Below are 18295 nucleotides of genomic sequence, written 5' to 3' on the forward strand. Positions count from 1 at the left end.
ATAAATATGCTTTGTAAAAACATATTCATCAAAGTTCTTAAAAATATAAAAATAGATTCACAATTAGTCCTTAAAATTAGGTCATTGGTCGAAGTTTTAACCATTCTTTAACATCTTACTTCTCAAAAAATATTCAATTTGCACTCTCAAAAATTAGGCGTAAAAATCAAGGTTTTAAAAATATTTATATGGAAGAAAATACAACGACTTTAGACATTAGAGCGATAAATGAAAAAATTGAAAGAGAAAGTGCTTTTATAGACCTTCTTACAATGGAAATGAACAAAGTTATTGTGGGTCAGAAACATATGGTCGAGCGTCTATTGATCGGATTACTTGGACAAGGGCATATTTTATTGGAAGGAGTTCCTGGTTTGGCAAAAACTTTAGCCATCAACACGCTTTCTCAAGCGGTTCAAGGATCTTTCAGCCGTATCCAGTTTACACCAGATTTATTACCTGCCGATGTTATCGGAACCATGATTTACAACATTAAAGCAAACGAGTTCTCTATTAAAAAAGGACCAATTTTCGCCAATTTCGTACTTGCCGATGAGATTAACCGTGCTCCTGCAAAAGTTCAGTCTGCACTTTTGGAGGCCATGCAGGAGAAACAAGTTACAATTGGAGACACTACTTTTAAACTAGATCGTCCGTTTTTAGTATTAGCAACTCAAAACCCAGTGGAGCAAGAAGGAACATACCAATTGCCAGAAGCGCAGGTTGACCGTTTTATGCTAAAAACTGTAATTGATTATCCAAAAATTGACGAAGAGCGTTTTGTAATTCGCCAAAACTTAAAAGGATCTTATGAAAAAGTAAATCCTGTAGTTTCTGTAGATCAGATTTTACGTGCGCAAGAAGCAGTTCGTGAAGTTTATATGGATGAAAAAATCGAGAAATATATTCTTGATATTATTTTTGCTACACGTTACCCAGAAAAATACAAATTAGCCGATTTAAAACCGCTTATCAGCTTTGGAGCTTCTCCTCGTGGAAGTATCAATTTGGCTAATGCTGCAAAATGCTACGCTTTTATCAAACGTCGCGGTTATGTAATTCCAGAAGACGTTCGTGCCGTTGTTCACGATGTATTACGTCACAGAGTTGGAATCACATATGAAGCAGAAGCAGAAAACATTACTTCTGTAGACATTATCAACAAAATCGTTAACGAGATTGAAGTTCCCTAAATTTTAGATTTTAGAGTTCAGATTTTAGATTTTTAAATCTGTGCTCTAAAAAATACTCAATAATTAATTTTAGTTGTTTTGTAACTCGAAAATCTAAAATCTAAAATCTACAATCTGCAATCCAAAAAAATGGATACAAAAGAGCTTTTAAAAAAAGTACGGAAAATAGAAATCAAAACGAAAAGACTGAGTAATCATATCTTTTCGGGAGAATACCACTCTTCATTTAAAGGACGAGGAATGACGTTTAGCGAGGTGCGTCAATACCAATACGGAGATGATATTCGTAACATCGATTGGAATGTGACCGCACGCTATAACGAAGCTCACGTTAAAGTATTTGAAGAAGAACGCGAATTAACCATGGTTTTAATGGTCGATATTTCGGGTTCTGAATCCTTTGGTTCTAAAAATCAATTCAAAAAAGACATCGTAACCGAAATTGCGGCAACGATGGCTTTTTCGGCTACACAAAATAATGATAAAATTGGTTTGATCTTATTTTCTGATACTATAGAATTATATATTCCGCCAAAAAAAGGACGTTCGCACGTACTTCGCATCATTCGTGAATTGATTGAATTTGAACCAAAAAGCCACAAAACCGATATCGCACAAGCTTTAAAGTTTCTGTCTGGAACTCAAAAAAAGAAAGCCATCATTTTCATGATTTCCGATTTTATGTCTGATGCTTATGAGCATACTTTAAAAATTGCCTCTAAAAAACATGACATTACAGGGGTTCGTGTCTATGACATTCGCGAAGAAAAAATTCCAAATTTAGGAATGGTGCACATGCTAGATGCCGAAACAGGTCAAATACAGTTGGTAGATACAAGTTCGAAAACTGTTCGCCTGAATTACGAAAAACATTATCAGGAAAAACTGAATTACTTTAAAGATACTTTTCGTAAATCGGGCGCTGGAATTGTCAACACCAGAGTTGACGAAAATTACGTAACGAAATTATTAGGCTATTTCAAATCAAGATAAATATATTTTAGATTGTGGATTTTACATTTTAGATTTGAAAATCGAAAAAAAGTAATTTCTGCTTCTATCAAAAAACAAAAAAACGTTTAAATCTGTAGATGCAAATTTATTTTTTAAACATCATTTTAGACCAAAATCTGAAAGCTCAAAACAAATGAAATTTAGACTTTATATATTTTTATTGCTTTTTTCTACTATGATTTTTGCCCAGCAAAAACAGGTAGAAACGAGTATTGATACCACCAAAAATAAGATTGGTGCTGAGTTCAAGCTGACGCTAAAAACGGTTGTAAGCTCTAAATCTAAAGTTGAATTTCCAAAACTTAAAAATATTGGTCCGTTAGAAGTCATTCAATCTTATCCAATTGACACGGTTAAGAAAGACGACACTTATGAGCTGGTAAAAAAATATGGTTTAACGCAATTTGATTCTGGCCGTTACACTATTCCAAGCATCAAGATTTTAATCGACAAAAAACCATTCTTTTCTGATTCTATCAAAGTTGAAGTAGCGCCTGTAAAAGTGGATACTTTACAGCAGAAAATGTACGACATCAAAGATATTACTTCCGCTGATGAAGGAATGGGAACTTGGTGGATTTACGCTTTAATTGTTTTAGCAATTCTAGGAATTGGTGCTTTCGTTTATTGGTACGTTAAAAAACGTCAGCTGAAAAAAATCGAAGAAGAGGTTTATAAAACGCCAATTGAAAAAGCGACTAGTTTATTAAACAATCTAGAGCAGAAAGAACTGGTTCAAAAAGGCGAAATCAAAGAATACTATAGTGAACTGACAGATATTGCTAGAAATTATATCGAAGAAGCCATTCATATTCCAGCAATGGAAAGTACTACTTCTGAATTAATTACGGCAATTAGAGAAGCTTCTACCAAAAAGAAAATGACGCTAACTCCAGAGACTGTAGAGAATCTAGAGCGCGTTTTACGTCAGGCCGATTTGGTAAAATTTGCGAAATCAAAACCGCTTGATTTTGAAATTACGGATGATAGAAATAAAATTCAGAAAGTAATTTTAACGCTTGATAACGCCATTCCGACTGAAGTTCCAGAAGAAATTGAAGATCAGTTATTGAACGAAGCGCAAAGACAAAAACAAATTAAGGAACAACTTCGCAAAAAACGTAATGCTAGAATTGGCTACGCTGTTGCGGCTACCATACTTTTATTATTTGCTACAACGACTTTCTTTGTTGTTACCAAAGGATTCAATTATGTAAAAGATAATATAATTGGACATCCTTCGAAAGAATTATTAGAAGGTGAATGGGTAAAAAGCGCTTACGGAAGTCCTGCAGTTCTTATTGAAACTCCAAAGGTTTTAAAAAGAATGGACGCGCAAAAAACACTTCCGAAAGAAGCAATGGCACTTATTAAAGAAATGCAACTTTTCGCATACGGAAGCATGATTGACAATTTTTATGTAACCGTTTCAACATCTAAATTTAAACAGCCAACCGAGATTGATTTAAATAAAACCTTAGAAGGCACTATTAAAATTATTGAGGCTCAAGGCGGACAAAATATTATTGTAAAACAAGAAGATTTTCAAACTAATGAAGGCATTCAGGGTGTAAAAGGCTACGGAACAATGACTGTTCTGAATCCTGCAACTAAAACGAGTACAAAGGCATATTATGAGTTATTGCTTTTCAAACAAGATCAAGGTTTACAGCAAATCCTGATTTTACACGAAGAAGGCGATACGTATGCAAATGAAATCACGACCCGAATATTAAATTCTGTTGAACTTCAAAGAGCAAGCAACTAATGAATAAGATCACTTTTTTAAATCCAGAGTTTCTTTGGTTGTTTCTATTAATTCCGATTGCAGTAATCTGGTTTTTCTGGAAACGCAACCAGCAGTCGGCTACTTTAAAAATGAGTTCGACAGCGGGTTTCAAAAACAGCGAATCTTTTTGGACAAAATTCAAACCTTGTCTTTATGTGTTTAGAGTTTTGGCGTTAAGTTCATTAATTATCGCCTTGGCTCGACCAAGAACTGTAGACATAAGCAATCAGACTAAAACCACAAAAGGAATTGATATTGTAATGGCAATTGACGTTTCTGGTTCTATGCTGGCAAAAGATTTGAAACCGAATCGTATGGAAGCTCTAAAAAGAGTTGCCGCCGATTTCGTTGAAGAAAGACCAAATGACCGTATCGGATTGGTTTTATACGCTTCTGAAGCTTATACTAAAACTCCTGTTACAAGTGATAAAGCGATAATTCTTGAAGCAATAAAAGAAATTAAATACGATAATGTGCTCCAAGACGGAACCGGAATCGGAATGGGATTGGCAACTGCTGTAAATCGTTTGAAAGACAGCAAAGCAAAAAGCCGAGTTATTATTCTTTTGACAGATGGTGTAAATAATGCTGGTTTTATTGAGCCAGAAACTGCGGCCGACATTGCAAAACAATACGGAATAAAAGTTTATACGATTGGTTTAGGAACAAACGGTATGGCTTCATCTCCATACGCTTACGGGCCAAACGGAGGATTTCTATTCAAAATGCAAAAAGTAGAAATCGATGAGCGATTAATGAAAAGTATTGCGCGCAAAACCGACGGAACTTATTTTAGAGCAACAAGCAATGATAGATTAGCCGAAATATATAATGCAATTAACAAACTGGAAACAACAGAAATTCAGGAATTGAAATTCTATGATTATGACGAAAAATACAGAGGTTTTGTTTTATTTGCTGGCTTGTTATTATTACTAGAAGTTGGATTAAGAAACACAGTTTATAGAAGCTTCATTTAATTTTGAAAAAATTAAAAAATTCCAACAATAAAACTCCAAATAACAAATTGGAATTTGGAATTTTTAAAATTGGAATTTAAAAACATTTATGGAATTAGACGAAAAAAAATATTTATATCTCTTATTACTGATCCCAATTGTGGTCTGTATTTTCCTTTTCAATATGTATTGGAAAAGAAGAACGCAGCGAGAATTTGGTGATCTTGAAATGGTGAAAAGATTGAGTCCTGAAAAATCAGTTTTTAAACCCGTTTTAAAAATTGTAGTGATTCTTCTAGCGTTAACCTGTTTGATTATCGGTTTGGTAAATCCGAAGATTGGAACCAAGATGGAAACGGTAAAAAGAGAAGGAATCGATATTGTTTTTGCAGTCGATGTTTCTAAAAGTATGCTTGCAGAAGACGTTGCTCCAAGCCGTTTGGCAAAGAGTAAACAATTGGTTTCTCAGATTATCAATAATCTTGGAAGCGATCGAATTGGAATTGTAGCGTATGCCGGAAGTGCTTTTCCAGTTTTGCCTATAACATCAGATTATGGTGTTGCAAAAATGTACTTGCAAAGTATGAATCCCGATATGGTTTCTTCTCAAGGAACTTCTCTTGATGAAGCAATTCGATTATCGACAACTTATTTTGATGAAAAAAGCAAGACAAGCAAGTTATTGATTTTAATTTCTGATGGAGAAGATCATTCTGAAGGAGCTTCTACTGCTGCTGAAGAAGCCAACAAAATTGGAATGAAAATCATTACTATCGGAGTTGGAACAGAAAGAGGAGCAACAATTCCGTTAAAAGAAAATGGCGTTTTAAGAGGTTATCAGAAAGATCAAAATGGCGAAACGGTAACAACAAAACTGAATCAGGAAGGTTTAAAAACTATTGCTAAAGCTACAAAAGGCGGATACGTTTATGGCGGAAGCACTAAAGAAGTTTTAGACTACGTAAAAAATGCACTGAATAATATTCAGAAAACAGAATTTGAAGCCACACAAATGGCCGAATTTCAATCGCAATTTCAATGGTTTATCGGGTTTGCATTTTTATTGCTTTTCCTAGATATTTTCTTATTAGAAAGAAAAACAAGCTGGATCAAAGAGTTGGATTTATTTAATGAAAAGAAATAAAAAAGTTAGCCACTAATTGCTCGAATTTACACGAAAGAAAATTACAAAGTTTTGTGAAATTCAGACAAAATAAATTAATTAGTGCCAATTGGTGACCCGAACGATAGTGAACAGGCGAAGCAAATTCGTGGCAAACAAAAAACAAAATTAGAATGAAAAATTTTCTCCTTTATATTTTACTAACGGTTTCTTTTGCAGTTTCTGCTCAAGAGAAAGACAAAACATTGCCTGCAGCCAACGAAGAATATAAACAGAATAAATTTGTTGATGCAGAGGCAAACTATAGAATTTCGGAATCTAAATTTTCTAAACGCGCCGCTGCTCCATACAATTTAGGAAATAGTATTTACAGACAAAATCAGATTTCGGAAGCTAAATTTGCTTACGCGAAAGCAATAAAAAATGCTAAAACAAGACCTGAAAAGCATAAAGCCTATCATAATCTTGGAAACGTTTTCATGAAAGAGAAAGATTATACTCAAGCAGTTGAAGCTTACAAACAAGCGCTTCGCAATGATCCGACTGATGATGAAACGCGTTACAACTATGCTTATGCAAAACAAAAACTAAAAGAGAATCCTCCTAAAAACGATCAGAAAGACAAAAATAAGGACAAAGACAAGGATAAGGATAAAAATAAAGACAAGGACAAAGACAAAAATAAAGATAAGGACAAGGATAAAAAAGACGATAAAGGCGACCAGGACAAAGACAAAAAAGATGGTCAAAACGATCCTAAAAAAGATGACAAGTCTGACAATAAAGGAGAGCCAAAACCGCAGCCTGGAGGAATATCAAAAGAACGTGTTCAGAATTTGTTAGATGCGGTAAATAATGAAGAGAAGAAAATTCAGGACAAAGTAAACGCTCAAAAAGTAAAAGGTAATCCTAAGAAAACAGAAAAAGACTGGTAAAATAATTTAAATCGTTTAGTCGTTAATTGTTTATTAAAAGAAATATTCAAAAACGGCTAAACGATTAAACAGTTAAAATAAACAACGACTAAACAAGTAATGAAAAGATATTTAATTCTATTTCTACTCACTTTTCAAGGACTAATGGCTCAGGTGCAATTTGAAGCCAGAGTCAGCAAAAACACACTTGGAGTTAACGAAAGACTTCGCATCGATTTCATCATGAATGTCGACGGCGACAATTTCGAACAGCCTTCTTTTGAAGGATTCAGTATGGTTGCAGGACCAAGTCAGCAAATCAGCCAGTCATGGGTAAATGGACGCAGTTCTTTTCAAAAAATATATTCTTATATTCTTCAGCCACAAAGAAAAGGAGCGCTTACGATCAAACAAGCGGCTATAGAATATAACGGACAAGTTTATAAAACTTCTCCAATTAAAGTTACGGTTACCAATGCAGTTGCACAAGAAAGAGATCCTAACGACAGGCCACAAGGCGGAAATGGCAATGAACTATTGACTTTAGTTGCCGAAATCTCAAAAACTAATCCATACTTAAACGAACCAATTACTGTGGTTTACAAATTGTATTTCAATAACATTGGTGTTACTGGTTTTAAAGAATTGGCAAAACCTAAATACAATGATTTCTGGAATCAGAACATTGAAATCAAACAATTGGCAATCGAGGAAGGAAGTTTCCAAGGTCAGAGATGTTATTATGTTATCCTGAAAAAGACAATCTTATATCCTCAAAAAGCAGGAAAACTTACCATTGAACCTCTTTCACTAGATATTGGGGTGCAGTTACCAACAAATCGTCGTGATATGTTTGGTCAAATGATTATTACTGAAGACAATAAAGTAGTTTCTGCCGGAGCCAAAACTATTAATGTAAGACCGCTTCCTGAAAGCAGTAAACCAGAAGGATTTACAGGTGGTGTCGGAAGATTGAATTTTACGGTTACTCCATCAAAAACAACACTTAAAAATGGTGAAGGGCTTGACTTAATCGTAAGTGCGCAGGGAACTGGAAACATGAAATTATTTACGCTTCCAAAACCAGTTGTTCCGAATGCATTAGAAATGTACGATCCTGTTCACGATGAACAAGTAACGACTTCACTAAGCGGTATGTCTGGAAGAATCACAGACAAATATACTATCGTACCACAATACAGAGGAAAATATGCGATAAAACCAATGCAATTCTCGTATTTTGATTTGAGTACGGGTACTTACAAAACCATCACTTCAAAAGAAATTATGATTGATGTTTTGGACGGACCAACACCTGCAGAAGCAAATACAGGAGCATCTGCTTCTAAAAATATCGCAGAAAAAGCAGATCAATTCAAAAACATAAAATCTAGAACAGCATTAATTCCTATTGCTAAAAATGATTTTTATGATTCTAAATTGTATTTAGGATTGCTATTTGCGCCTTTTATCATTATTCCGATTATCATTTTAGCTAGAAAGAAAAAAGAAGCTATGGATAGTGATGTTACTGGAAATAGAATTAGAATGAACAATAAGCTGGCGAAGAAATATTTATCGCAAGCGAAGAAACATCTTAACAACAAAGAGCCTTTCTATATTGCACTTGAGAAAGCAATGCATAATTTCTTGAAAGCAAAACTGCATATTGAAACCTCAGAAATGAGCAAAGACAATATCAGAGAATTATTATTGTCTAGAAATGCAAATCCAGAAACGGTTCAGAATTTTATTGCTCTGACTGAAAACTGCGAATTTGCGCGTTATGCACCAGCATCAAGCGCTTCAATTCAGCAGGATTATGATAAGGCGGTTATGATTATTTCTGAATTAGAAAAACAGATTGTTTAATTTTTATAGCAATCCCGATAGCTATCGGGAGCAATAGAAAATTGATTTAGATTGAGTCGAATTTAAGTTCGCAAAGTTGAAAATCTTATTATAAAAAAATGAAAAACATACTATATCTCTTTTTATTAATCTCGCAGGTTTTCTTTGCGCAAGGTCGCTTTGAATCGGCTAATTCATTGTATCAAAAAGGGCAATACAAAGAAGCTGCACAAGTTTATGAGAACATCATAAAAGAAGATAAATTACATTCTGCTGAATTGTATTTTAATCTCGGAAACTGTTATTATAAATTAAATCAGGTTGCGCCTTCGATTTATAATTACGAAAAAGCTTTGGTACTTAAACCAAACGATCCAGAGACATTAAACAACTTGAAATTTGCTAAAAAACTGACGATTGACGAAATCAAAGAAGTTCCGAAAGTGGGTTTTGCAAAAATGATCCAAAACTTTACTTCTATTTTTGATTATAATACCTGGGCAAAGATTTCTGTTGTGCTCGGTTTTGTGTTTTTATTGAGTTTTATTGGTTATTATTTCTCCAACGCTACACTTGCAAAAAGAATTTATTTTGTCGGAATGTTTGTTATTTTAATTGCTTTTGCTTTAAGCATTTCTGCTGGAATGTCTGAGAAAAGCCATTTTGACAACGATCGTGTTGCTATTGTTTTTTCTGAATTAAGTCAAGTTAGAAACGAACCTCAAAAATCTGGAAATGGCATTATCCTTTTACATGAAGGAGCAAAAGTGTATGTACTGGAAAGTATTGCAGGATGGAAAAAAATCGAATTGACAGATGGAACTCAAGGTTGGATAGATTCATCGACTATCAAAGAAGTAAAGTAAAATTTTAAAATATTTAAATATAGAAATCCCAAAATAGCTTGAGTTTGGGATTTGTTTTATAAAGAATCCGAAGGATTCAAATATTTATAGCTCTTGATTTTGCGAAAGAAATACGACCCCGTCGGGGTCGCATTACAGACTGCTAAATTGATTTCTATAAATATTTGAATCCTCCGGATTCTTTTCTTAAAGGTTCATTCAAATGAAATTCCAAACTCCAATTATTTTTGGATTTGAAATTTGCTGTTCAAAGAATCCGAAGGATTCAAATATTTATAGAAATAATATCTTCAAAGGATATTCGACCCCGAAGGGGTCGTATTGAACGCTCTAAAATGAATTTCTATAAACATTTAAATCCTCCGGATTCATTTTTAAAACTTCATTCAAAAAGAAATCTCAAATTCCAAGTATTTTAGATTTCGGGATTTGGGATTTGGGATTTGAATTTTGGAATTTGGAATTTGTTATTCACAGAATCCGAAGGATTCAAATGTTTATAGAAATAGTATCTTCAAAGAATATTCGACCCCGAAGGGGTCGTATTGAACGCTCTAAAATGAATTTCTATAAACATTTGAATCCTTCGGATTCTTTTCTTAAAACTTCATTGAAAAAGAAAATTCCAAACTCCAAAACAATTGGAATTTGGAATTTTTCTTTTTGGAATTTAATAATTAATTCACCGCATCAACCAATCTTAAAAATTCAGATCTATACCCTTCTTCATCGTTTGACAAACCCGATTTTGCCAATCTTTTAATATCAGAACTTGAACTGTTGGCAATATATTTTGATTCGCGCAATTTTAATCCGAACCAAGAAACTGCTGTTGTGAATTTGAAATCTTGAGAACTGTTTTCTAGGTCCGTTTTCTTATCTGCGATTACATTAACTATTTCAATGCTTTTATTGCCATCAGGTTTTTTATATCTAAATTTCACCGTAGCCAACTCATCACTATGATTTTCAGTAGTTTTATGTGTTTTGGTATATTTTAGATCCGACGGAACATAATCACTTTCTACACCAATCGGAACAATTTCATAAAGTGCCGTAACCGAATGTCCGCTACCTAATTCTCCCGCATCAATTTTATCATTTTTAAAATCTTCTGCATTTAATTTTCTGTTTTCATAACCAATCAATCGATAGGCTTGAACATGATACGGATTAAACTCGATTTGGATTTTTACATCTTTCGCGATAGCAAACATTGACCCCTTAAATTCTTTTCCAAGAAAACGATTCGCTTCTTGAATGTTATCGATATAAGCATAATTTCCATTTCCTTTATCGGCAAGAATTTCCATTTTGCTGTCTTTGTAGTTGCCCATTCCAAAACCTAAAACGGTCAAGAAAACACCAGATTCTCTTTTTTGTTCAATCAATTTCAGCATATCATCATCAGAAGAAGCGCCAACATTAAAATCACCATCAGTAGCAATTACCACTCTATTGTTTCCTTCTTTAATAAAATTTTGTTGCGCTAGTTTATACGCAAGTTCAATTCCTTCTCCTCCAGCTGTGCTTCCACCTGCATGCAAATCGTCAAAAGCCTCTATAATTTCATCTTTATTATCACCAGAAGTCGGCTCTAAAACCACTCCCGCAGAACCAGCGTATACTACAATCGAAACTTTATCAATCGGTCGAAGTTCTTTTACCAGAACTTTCATCGATTCTTTCAGCAATGGCAATTTGTTCTGTTCATCCATTGAGCCTGAAACGTCAACTAAAAAAACCAGATTAGTAGCTGGTAAATTTGCCATTGGAATGTTTTTTCCCTGCAAGCCAATTTTTAGCAGTCGGCTATTTTTATTCCACGGGCAATCGCTGTATTCTGTATTTATAGCAAACGGATGTTCGCCTTCTGGCTGCGGATATTTGTATTTGAAAAAATTAATCATTTCTTCTACTCGAACAGCGTCTTTTGGAACTTTCTGTCCTTCGTTTATAAATCGGCGGATATTGGTATACGATGCATTATCAACATCGATAGAAAAAGTAGAAAGCGGTTCTTTTAGCGGAGATTCAAACGGATTTTCTTCTAACGCTGCGTAGCTTTCTGTATTAGGATCGGCGGCATAATTTTCTGCTGGAATTTCATCGGTTGCAACAACTGTCATGTCCATTGCTTCTGCGGCCTCGTCTGGAGCGTAAGCTTTCTTACAACTGAAAATAGTAAGTACGAGGAATGCCATCATAAAGAAATTAAGATTTCTCATAAAGTAAATTTTTAAAAATTAATAAATGGGTTATTGGCTTCAAATAAGGACTAGCATTCCGGATTTACTAGAGGCGATTATTTGTAATTTTCGAAGGCTAAAAATCGTGCCAAAAAATTACAAACGTTTTTCTTACAGGAAACAAAAACTGAGAAACCTAGATTTTAAAGGGTATGTAGCGTAGATTTTTTTTCGCCACGAATTACACAAATTTCACAAATTTTTTATTTTGGAATTGTAAAAACTAATTCATGCGAATTCGTGTAATTCGTGGCAAAAAATCAACACAAAGTTTTTCGACAAAAATTCTAAAAATTAGTGTAATTCGTGTAATTCGTGGCTAAAAGAAAAATCATTACAATCCATTTAATCTCTGGCGAAAAAAACCATCAACGGAAATCGTAAATTTTCTCTGGCGTTACACAGAAATCTAATTTGATATCAGATTCAAAAACATCATCAATTTGGCTTACTGATTCAAAAAAAGAAAGTCCGATTTTGATTGTTTCTGGTTTGCATTCGGCTAAGAATTTATCATAGAAACCTTTTCCGTAACCAATACGGTTTCCGAAAACATCAAAAGCCAAAAGCGGCACAAAAACCACTTCCACTTTAGAAGAAGGAACTTCAATTCCGTCAACAGGTTCAGGAATATTGTATTCGTTTTTTTTGATTTTCGTATTATCTGTTAAAAGAAAATGAGTCATTTTTCTGGTATCGAAATCACTTTTTGAGATCAGGATTTCTTTGTCTTTTCCAGAAAGTAAATGCAGAATATATTCGGTGTTTATTTCTTTTTGTTCTTCAATTGGAAGAAAAACATGATAATAGATTTTATCCCAAATCAGCATTTGAATTAATTGATTCGCAATTGCCAGACTCTTCTCTTCTATTTCATCAAAAGAAAGCGCTTTACGGAAATTTTTATATTCAATTCGAAGTTCTTTTTTACTCGTCGACATTATCGGGTGTTTTAGATAAATGATAAATAGCATCGCCTTCGTAAACAATTGGCGAATGATTGGCATTAATTACATATCCATCATGAGGCGCTTTAACTTTTTGCTCAAATTTCCCAAACGGATCTGTAATTATGGCCAAGATAGTTCCTTTGGTTACAAATTTCCCAACTAGATTAAAATCATGCAGCAAACCAGAACATTTTGCTCGAAGCCAAACCGATTGTTTAATGTAAATAGTTGGTGTTAATGCTGGTTCCATAATTTGTTTAGAATCGAGCATCCCTAAATAGTGAAGCAAACGTTTTGTGCCTAAAACACCTTGATTTGCAATTTCATTATTGATATCTAAAGATTTTCCGCCTTCAAAAAGAAGCATTTTTACATTGGCACTCTCAGAAGTCTTTCTAAAAGAACCGCTTATATTTTTAGAATAAAGTGTAAAAGGTGCATTAAAAATATCGGCCAGAACTTTCAATTCAGGATTATTTTCTGTGATTCTGATTTGCGGTGCATTAAAACGGCTTGCTCCACCTGCATGAAAATCGACTGCATAATCTAAAATGGGCAAAATTTCTTCGACAATATGATAGGCAAATCGGCTGGCAAGAGAACCTTTTTTGCTTCCCGGAAAAACACGATTTAAGTCGCGTCCGTCTGGAAACTCTCGAGATTTGTTGACAAATCCGTACATATTGATAACCGGAATGCAGATTATTGTACCGCGAGCAGGTCTGTTTATTTTTTTACTGATGATCTGACGAACAACTTCAACACCATTAATTTCGTCGCCATGAATTCCTGCTGAAAATAAAATGGTTGGGCCTTCATGTTTGGAACGGCGCACAATTACAGGAATATTCAACTTTGTTGTAGTATGCAGCCGAGCAATTTCGACGTTTATCGTTCGGTGTTCTCCCGGCAAAATCGATTCGCCAAAAATAACCAATGGAGTACTATTTTTCATGTAGAATTATAAAATCTAAATATAGAAATTATTCTTTTGATTTTGTAAATTTGAAACTAATTCAATGTTAAGCTTCTTTTGGAAATCGGAATGATTTTTGAAAAGCTTTTCGAACAATCTTCAGAAACAAAATAGAATGCAAAAACCAGCCTTAGATCTTCAAATTTTAACTTTGCCTGATAATCCCGGTGTCTATCAATATTACGATAAAGATGGGAAAATCTTGTATGTCGGCAAAGCCAAAAATTTAAAAAAAAGGGTTTCATCCTATTTCAATAAAATTCACGATACTGCGAAAACGAATGTTTTGGTAAAAAAAATCGTGACTATAAAACACATCGTAGTTCCAACCGAAACCGATGCGCTTTTATTAGAAAACAATTTAATTAAAACACTTCAGCCGCGATATAATGTTTTACTGCGTGATGACAAAAGTTATCCGTGGATCTGCATTAAAAAAGAACCTTTTTCTAGAATATTTCTAACTAGAAGAATGGTCAAAGATGGCTCAGAATATTTTGGCCCGTACACCAATTTCAAAATGGTGTACACGATTTTGGATTTGATTAAAGAATTATATCCGCTTCGAACTTGCACTTACGATTTGAGCGAATCGAATATTAATTCAGGAAAATTTAAAGTTTGTTTAGAATATCATATTGGCAATTGCAAGGGTCCTTGTGAAGGTTTAGAACCTTTGGAAGAATATCAAAGACAGGTCAATGCGATTCGCGAAATCCTGAAAGGAAACTTCAAAGAAAGTTTAAAAGACTTCAAGAAGTTAATGACCAATTATGCGCAGAATCTTCAGTTTGAAGAAGCGCAAAAAATTAAAGAAAAAATTGATATTCTGGAGAATTACCAATCCAAATCGACAATTATAAATCCGAAGATTACTAATATTGATGTCTTTTCAATTGTTTCTGACGAAAGTGCCGCTTATGTTAACTTTTTGCAGATTTCTCATGGTTCGATTATTCGTTCGCATACTTTAGAAATGAAGAAAAAACTGGACGAAAGCGATGAAGAATTATTAGAATTAGCTATTGTAGAACTTCGTGAACGTTTCCAGTTATTATCAAAAGAAATTATTGTTCCTTTTGAATTGGATTTGGGCGAAAATATCAAAATCACTGTTCCGCAGCTTGGTGACAAAAAACAGATTTTAGATTTATCCATTCGAAATGCCAAATTCTACCGAATCGAACAATTGAAACAATTGCAAATTGTAGATCCAGATCGTCACGTAAACCGAATTATGGCTCAGATGCAGAAAGATTTACGTCTTCCTGTTGAGCCTCGACATATAGAATGTTTTGATAACTCGAACATTCAGGGAACTAATCCTGTTGCGGCTTGCGTGGTTTTTAAAGACGGAAAACCAAGCAAAAAAGATTACCGCCATTTTAACGTAAAAACTGTTGAAGGTCCAGACGATTTTGCTTCGATGACCGAAATTGTTGGCCGACGTTATAAAAGATTATTAGAAGAAAACGAGCCTTTACCGCAATTAATAATTATTGACGGTGGAAAAGGGCAGCTTTCTGCAGCTTTAAAAAGTATTGACGAACTTGGACTTCGCGGAAAAGTTACTATTATCGGTATCGCAAAACGCCTCGAAGAACTTTTCTATCCTGGCGATTCAATTCCGCTTTATTTAGATAAAAGATCAGAAACTTTAAAAGTCATTCAGCAGTTAAGAAATGAAGCGCACCGATTCGGAATCACATTTCACCGTGATAAAAGAAGTAAAGCCGCGCTTAATTCTTCTGTCGAAAGCATTCCGGGAATCGGAGAAAAAACCATGACAACGTTAATTCAACATTTCAAGAGTGTTAAAAGATTAAAATTAGCAACAGAAAAGGAAATTTCAGCAGTGATAGGGGTTTCTAAAGCCAAAAAAATTGTCGACTTTTACAAAACCAATTAAAATTTGTATGCGCCCATTCCAGCTGTCCATTTCAAATACTCGGTCAAAAGCTTTTTTTTCCAATACCAAAAAAGGAGCTTCTTGGGTCGCTCTTTTTTGGCAGGAAAAAATAACCTTTTGCCTCTCGCAGTTTTCCATTTCCATCTGGGGCGTGTCAACACTCTTTTTCATCAGCACATTTTTACTTTCACAGGAAATAAATGCTCAAGAAATTAAAAAAGACAGTGTAAAAAGACCCAAAATAGGATTAGTTTTAAGTGGTGGCGGCGCCAAAGGTTTTGCACATATCGGAGTTTTGAAAGTTTTGGAAGAAGCCGGAATCAAAATTGATTATATCGGCGGAACCAGTATGGGGTCTGTAATTGGCGGACTTTATGCTTCTGGTTACAATGCTTCGCAAATTGATTCCATTTTCAAACAAACCAATTTCGACGAATTAATAAACGATTATATTCCACGTTCGTCAAAAAACTTTTACGGCAAAAAAAATGACGAATTATATGCCATATCTCTGCCTTTCAGCAATTTCAGAATTGGAATTCCAGAAGCGCTTTCAAAAGGAATGTACAATTACAATCTTTTAAGCAGTTTGACTCGAAACGTACGTCACGTTAGAGATTTCAACAACTTGCCAATTCCATTTTTATGTATTGCAACCAATATTGAAACTGGCGAAGAAGTACTGCTCAATAAGGGCAATTTGGTTCAGGCCATGATGGCGAGCGCTGCTTTTCCATCCTTATTTACACCCGTTGAAATTGACGGAAAACTTTTGGTCGATGGTGGTGTAGTCAACAATTACCCTATTCAAGAAGTGAAAAATCTCGGTGCAGACATTATTATTGGTGTAGATGTGCAAGATGATTTGCAAAATAGAAAAGGCTTAAAAAACGCAACCCGAATTTTGGTCCAAATTACCAATCTCCAGTCGATTGAAAAAATGAAAGGCAAAAGACAGGAAACTGATATTTATATCAAACCCGATATTCGTGATTTTGGTGTTATTTCATTTGACCGAGGAGAAGAAATCATTAGAAAAGGAGAAGAAGCCGCTTTTGCTGTTTATGAAAAAATAAAATCTTTGACCGATGAAAATAACTTTTATAAAAAACCAAAGTTAAAAATTGCATCAGATACCATTCAAATTCAAAACATAAATACAGACAAATTAGAAAATTATACGAAAGAATATATTCGCGGTAAACTTCGTTTCAAACCGGGAAGTACCATAACTTATGATGGGCTAAAAGCCGGAATAAACAACTTAAATGCAACACAAAACTTTAGCACCATTTCGTATTGTCTTCAGCCAAATGGCGAAAAGGACGATCTTGATTTGGTTTTAAAAGAAAATCCAACGCAGACGTATTTAAAACTTGGACTTCACTATGACGGACTTTATAAAAGTGGTATTTTGTTAAATCTTACGCATAAAAAGACCTTTTTAAAAAATGATGTTACTTCTCTAGATATTATTTTAGGAGATAATTTCAGATATGATTTTAATTATTATGTCGAAAATGGTTTTAATATCAGCTTTGGTTTTCGTTCTAGACTAAGCCAGTTTAATCGAAATGTAACGACAAGTTTGAGCAACATTCTAAATGAAACTCCAAATGTCAACCTTATTAATGTTGATTTTATGGACGTCAACAATCAAGCTTATTTTCAGACTATTTTTGTCCAGAAGTTTTTAATGGGCGGAGGTTTAGAATACAAATACCTAAAAATCAATTCGCCGACACTTTCCAATCAGGATAATATAATTGACAAAAGCAGTTATTTTAGCGCCTTTGCTTATTTAAAATACGATTCGCTTGACGAAAAATATTACCCAAGTTCTGGATTGTATTTTTCTACCGATCTGCAGACTTATATGGCATCTTCAGATTACACCAATACTTTTAAACCATTTTCGATTGCAAAAGCTGAAGTTTCTTTTGTCAATACTTTATTTAGAAAAGCCACTTTTAAGATTGATGCCGATGCAGGTTTTACTTTTGGAAATACTAGTGTTCCGTTTTTCGACTTTATTTTAGGTGGCTACGGTTATAACAAAATCAACAACTTCAATTATTTTTACGGTTATGACTTTTTAAGTATTGCGGGTAACAGCTATATCAAAACTGGAATTACACTGGATTACGAAATTCTTAGAAAAAACCATATTAATTTATCTGCGAATTTTGCCAATCTCGGAAACGACATTTTTTCTACCGTTGACTGGGTTTCTATGCCAAAATATACGGGTTATGCAGTTGGTTACGGTTTAGAAACTATTATTGGCCCGATAGAAGTAAAACAATCTTGGTCTCCAGAAATGTCAAAAAGCTTTACATGGTTTAGCATCGGATTCTTATTTTAGTAGTATGACAGAGAATACTTCAACAAAATCAAGCTATTTTTTTGCTTAGTAAAAATTAAATCAAAAAAATCAGAACATTTTTTAGTTATAAATAATATAATTTTTATTTTTACTTCGAAAAAATTACGACATTTGTT

At 34.1% G+C, this 18295-nt stretch carries 13 protein-coding genes; 10 read left to right on the forward strand and 3 right to left on the reverse strand.

What is annotated here, in order from left to right:
- The first annotated feature begins 188 nt into the window (after positions 1 to 188).
- From Q9Q97_RS00950 to Q9Q97_RS00985, 8 genes are all read left to right on the forward strand, one after another.
- Positions 189 to 1193, forward strand: coding sequence for a MoxR family ATPase (locus tag Q9Q97_RS00950; protein WP_142451507.1), 1005 nt, complete (start codon positions 189 to 191; stop codon positions 1191 to 1193).
- A 129-nt stretch (positions 1194 to 1322) separates the two neighbouring features.
- A complete protein-coding gene (locus Q9Q97_RS00955; protein WP_306153529.1) occupies positions 1323 to 2186 on the forward strand; it encodes a DUF58 domain-containing protein in 864 nt (287 codons plus the stop codon).
- Positions 2187 to 2340: 154 nt separating this feature from the next.
- Positions 2341 to 3975: a hypothetical protein gene (locus Q9Q97_RS00960; protein WP_306153531.1), complete on the forward strand. Its 1635-nt coding sequence runs from the start codon at positions 2341 to 2343 to the stop codon at positions 3973 to 3975.
- Entirely contained in the window at positions 3975 to 4976 is a 1002-nt protein-coding gene (locus tag Q9Q97_RS00965; protein ID WP_306153533.1) for a VWA domain-containing protein, read from the forward strand. Before Q9Q97_RS00960 ends, Q9Q97_RS00965 begins: the two co-directional genes overlap by 1 nt.
- Positions 4977 to 5064: 88 nt before the next feature.
- Positions 5065 to 6099 carry a VWA domain-containing protein gene (locus Q9Q97_RS00970; protein WP_306153535.1) on the forward strand — a complete coding sequence of 345 codons (1035 nt, stop codon included), beginning with the start codon at positions 5065 to 5067 and terminating at the stop codon, positions 6097 to 6099.
- Positions 6100 to 6251: 152 nt separating this feature from the next.
- Positions 6252 to 7013, forward strand: coding sequence for a tetratricopeptide repeat protein (locus Q9Q97_RS00975; RefSeq protein ID WP_306153536.1), 762 nt, complete (start codon positions 6252 to 6254; stop codon positions 7011 to 7013).
- A 99-nt stretch (positions 7014 to 7112) separates the two neighbouring features.
- The gene (locus Q9Q97_RS00980; RefSeq protein ID WP_306153537.1) at positions 7113 to 8864 is read left to right on the forward strand and encodes a BatD family protein; all 1752 of its coding nucleotides are present in this window, start codon (positions 7113 to 7115) and stop codon (positions 8862 to 8864) included.
- A gap of 98 nt (positions 8865 to 8962) precedes the next feature.
- Positions 8963 to 9709 (forward strand): tetratricopeptide repeat protein, encoded by a 747-nt coding sequence (locus Q9Q97_RS00985; protein WP_306153538.1) that lies wholly within the window; start codon positions 8963 to 8965, stop codon positions 9707 to 9709.
- 677 nt (positions 9710 to 10386) lie between these two features.
- Here Q9Q97_RS00985 and Q9Q97_RS00990 read toward each other — a convergent pair.
- The 3 genes from Q9Q97_RS00990 to Q9Q97_RS01000 all read right to left on the reverse strand — a co-directional run bounded on the left by Q9Q97_RS00990 (position 10387) and on the right by Q9Q97_RS01000 (position 13863).
- Positions 10387 to 11937 (reverse strand): VWA domain-containing protein, encoded by a 1551-nt coding sequence (locus Q9Q97_RS00990; protein WP_306153540.1) that lies wholly within the window; start codon positions 11935 to 11937, stop codon positions 10387 to 10389.
- A 389-nt stretch (positions 11938 to 12326) separates the two neighbouring features.
- On the reverse strand, positions 12327 to 12899 hold the full coding sequence (locus tag Q9Q97_RS00995; RefSeq protein WP_306153542.1) for a 5-formyltetrahydrofolate cyclo-ligase: 573 nt from the start codon (positions 12897 to 12899) through the stop codon (positions 12327 to 12329).
- Complete coding sequence (locus Q9Q97_RS01000) at positions 12886 to 13863, reverse strand: succinylglutamate desuccinylase/aspartoacylase family protein (protein WP_306153544.1); 978 nt, start codon at positions 13861 to 13863, stop codon at positions 12886 to 12888. The genes Q9Q97_RS00995 and Q9Q97_RS01000 overlap by 14 nt, the downstream gene beginning before the upstream one ends.
- A 136-nt stretch (positions 13864 to 13999) precedes the next feature.
- Here Q9Q97_RS01000 and uvrC point away from each other — a divergent pair, with 136 nt between their 5' ends.
- Together uvrC and Q9Q97_RS01010 are read left to right on the forward strand one after the other, a co-directional pair.
- Positions 14000 to 15793: an excinuclease ABC subunit UvrC gene (gene uvrC / locus Q9Q97_RS01005; protein ID WP_306153546.1), complete on the forward strand. Its 1794-nt coding sequence runs from the start codon at positions 14000 to 14002 to the stop codon at positions 15791 to 15793.
- Between the two features lie 7 nt (positions 15794 to 15800).
- Positions 15801 to 18158: a patatin-like phospholipase family protein gene (locus tag Q9Q97_RS01010; protein WP_306153548.1), complete on the forward strand. Its 2358-nt coding sequence runs from the start codon at positions 15801 to 15803 to the stop codon at positions 18156 to 18158.
- The last annotated feature ends 137 nt before the right edge of the window (positions 18159 to 18295 follow it).

Source organism: Flavobacterium sp. DG2-3, from assembly GCF_030730925.1.
In the GTDB taxonomy this organism is placed as follows: Bacteria; Bacteroidota; Bacteroidia; order Flavobacteriales; family Flavobacteriaceae; genus Flavobacterium.